The 2,782-nt window shown below is 42.4% G+C and carries 4 protein-coding genes; 3 read left to right on the top strand and 1 reads right to left on the bottom strand.

Annotation, left to right across the window (positions count from 1 at the left end; all coding sequences use genetic code 11):
• From JW841_05445 to JW841_05435, 3 genes are all read left to right on the top strand, one after another.
• Positions 1-463 (top strand): hypothetical protein (locus JW841_05445; protein ID MBN1960369.1); only part of this gene is annotated, 463 nt, incomplete at its 5' end.
• A gap of 60 nt (positions 464-523) precedes the next feature.
• The gene (locus JW841_05440) at positions 524-889 is read left to right on the top strand and encodes a hypothetical protein (GenBank protein ID MBN1960368.1); all 366 of its coding nucleotides are present in this window, start codon (positions 524-526) and stop codon (positions 887-889) included.
• A 78-nt stretch (positions 890-967) separates the two neighbouring features.
• Positions 968-1,207 (top strand): hypothetical protein, encoded by a 240-nt coding sequence (locus JW841_05435; GenBank protein ID MBN1960367.1) that lies wholly within the window; start codon positions 968-970, stop codon positions 1,205-1,207.
• A 125-nt stretch (positions 1,208-1,332) separates the two neighbouring features.
• Here the strand turns inward: JW841_05435 and JW841_05430 are convergent, their stop codons facing one another.
• Complete coding sequence (locus JW841_05430; protein MBN1960366.1) at positions 1,333-2,568, bottom strand: HEPN domain-containing protein; 1,236 nt, start codon at positions 2,566-2,568, stop codon at positions 1,333-1,335.
• Positions 2,569-2,782 lie beyond the last annotated feature (214 nt).

The following is a 2,782-nucleotide window of genomic DNA, read 5'->3' as shown; positions in this document are numbered from 1 at the left end:
GAGTTGCTTTGACCCGAGTGATTGTCAAAGCGGCGTGTGCACAGCCGATGGTATCTGCGGCAAAGGAGCACCACGAGAGTTTATTGCATCAACGGATGACGAGTACGCGGTGCACTTAAGCTGGTTGCCACCGTTAACAGAAGAAACACCAATACATTACGAATTAACTCGCAATGGCTCGGTGATTGGTTATGTTGGTTACGATATACTTACCTATGATGACATTGAAGCCCTAGGTGGAAGCATTCAACCGCCGCAAGCTTTGCGCGCAACCTTAGCAACGCGAATAGATGGAGTGCTGCTCGAATGGGACGCCGCAGTGGCTAAAGCTGGAGCCGTCTCAGTATACGAGGTTGTCGCGGTTTATGCTGACAACACGCGCGCGATCTCATCTTCGGCAAGTGGCAATCGGGCCGCGCCAAAGATAAGCTACGAGGTCAGTAGCGACAATGGCGTAAATTGACAACTTGTAGGTACAAATCTATCGTGGCTTGATACTGAGGCGCCGTTTGCCACGCTACCAGTGCAGGATGACATTACTACAACACCTGACATATCGCGGGGTATAATCGTATTGATCTTGCCAGAGGTGACATGTACACCAGCGCCAACTAAAAACTATCAAGTCCGAGCAACAACAGCGAGTATAGGAGCAACTGCAGCATCTAAAACGGTTGAGGGCCAACGTCAAAGTCAGGCTGAGCCTATTTCGGTTGCTTGGGAGCGCTCGGCTGACGCCAGCGATGCTAATTATGCGATTTTACCTAAAGTAACCGGGCGACAGTGGTTTGATGCAACAGCAGTGCTAACTGGGGCGCGCTACTATCGAGCAACTATGACTTCGCCTGGGGCATCTGGGATTACTGGTGCTAGCTATACTGGTGGGTGATTTTTTTGGTAGTAACTAAGTTTTTATTTTATCAACTCATTTATCAGCTTGGGATTCTATCTGCTAAAGGTTAACAATATGTCATTTGAAATAGAGTTTGAAAATGCCTTGAAGTCAGAAAATCCTATTAACGCTTTACGGGAGCTAGTGATTTTCCTGAATCAAAAAGGTATTATGAAGCAGAAAATCTATAATATCTTTTACGATTATTACCAGTTTCTTCAAAAAACTGGAAGAACAGTTGATGAAAATATTCTCGGCGATGTTATGGATATGATAGCAGATACATATCCCCCCTTTGATTTGCGTCTTAGATAAATTGAAGGTTTATACTAACTATACAAATATTGGTGAATATTGTTGTCTAACACTGATATATTGACACTGACGTATTCTGACATATTACAGATAAATAAAACAATGCTCCTATTTTTCTGTTTATTTTATTCTACTAATAATTCTTTTATTACATTAACCACAAACGCCCGCTTCCAATACTTGGCCAGCAAGTCAGCATCACGGCAGGCTAAAATTTGTTTCTCGATATCGTCACTAATTGCAACATTACGGCGTTTAAGTACATCGATAATTGCGCGTGCGCGCTCTTGTGCTTGACCTTCGTGTAATCCATCTGCCTTACCTTCAGCTAAAGCATGCTCTCTGCTTATATTGATGCGATCAACAAGAAAGCGCTTAACTACTTGTTGCCACAGCTCAAAAGCTTCTTTATCGTCTTTATCTTCGGGGGGCGTGGGTAGGTCGTTTAAATCTATGTTTTCGCTAATATCCGGTAGTTCATCTAAAGCATCAGCACCAAAATACGACGATAGTTTTTCAATGCAGGCAACACGAGCGCGTTTAGCTAAATCACAAACACGCGCGCGCATATCTTCAAGTTCGTCGCGAGTTACATCATAACTCATCACATAACGAGCCTCGACATAAGCTCGTTTAAGTAACTTGAAAATATGCTCATCATGCGCTTCGCTGCGCACTAAGGTAGGTTGCAATAACTGATGATGTTTTTCGGCGTGACCAGCTAATATACTTAAATTATGGGTTTTGTGTTTATAACCTTCAAAGACCAAAGTTATGGTATGTAAATAGCGCTCGGTTGCTTGATGCAGCAAAAACGCTCCCAAACGTCTTTGTGAAAATGGTAGATAATGCGCAACCGTCCATAGTGAGGTGGCGCTAGCAAACCAAGTTTTAAAATAGCGTTGTATTAATTCAAAATGTTCTTTTGGGGTATTCGCCTTGGGCTTAGCTAAAATTACTTGGCGTGAGTCATAAAGCACGATGCCATCGCGCACGATATCGACGAAAAAAAACTGTCCGGCGCGTATTTGGTAATTTAGCTCAGCAATGTCATGGCGAATCAGCGATATTATGGTAGAGCCCGCAATTTTTTGTGCTTTATTTTCAAGCTCATTAAAAACTTTATGGTCAGCGGCGTCTTTGTTGGTATGCGTAACTACAAGCAAATCAAAGTCAGAGTGATAACCGGTTTTTAAATCATTAACAAAATCACCGCGGGCATAGCTGCCAAATAGCATTAACAGTTGCACGAGCGGACAGTCGGCAAAAATTTGGGTAATGGCGGCAAGCTGCTGCTGCACCTCAATGCTAAGTTTGGTTAATTGCACTGTGTCGTAAATTAGTGGCTTACTTTTGCTCATAGTTGCTAATGACTTGTGACTTATTACTATGCGCATGGCAACACTTGTGAGCTTACCATAAGCTAAAATATCAGAATGTTAAACCTTACTTAAATATTAAATGCTATATATTACAGTAGGTTAAGTGCGTCTGGCGTAAGTTCTCAATAAATACTGGCGAAACATGGGTGTCATCTCGAACGTAGTGAGAGATCTTTTTTATGCTTTTAAATAT

The sequence above is a fragment of the Deltaproteobacteria bacterium genome (assembly GCA_016931625.1).
Classification (GTDB): Bacteria; Myxococcota; XYA12-FULL-58-9; order XYA12-FULL-58-9; family JAFGEK01; genus JAFGEK01.
This window is presented reverse-complemented; position numbering and strand designations above follow the sequence as displayed.

Excerpts from the sequence above, each read along its gene's own strand:
- JW841_05435 (MBN1960367.1), top strand. The coding sequence starts at position 968 with ATGTCATTTGAAATAGAGTTTGAAAATGCCTTGAAGTCAGAAAATCCT.
- JW841_05430 (MBN1960366.1), bottom strand. The coding sequence starts at position 2,568 with ATGAGCAAAAGTAAGCCACTAATTTACGACACAGTGCAATTAACCAAA.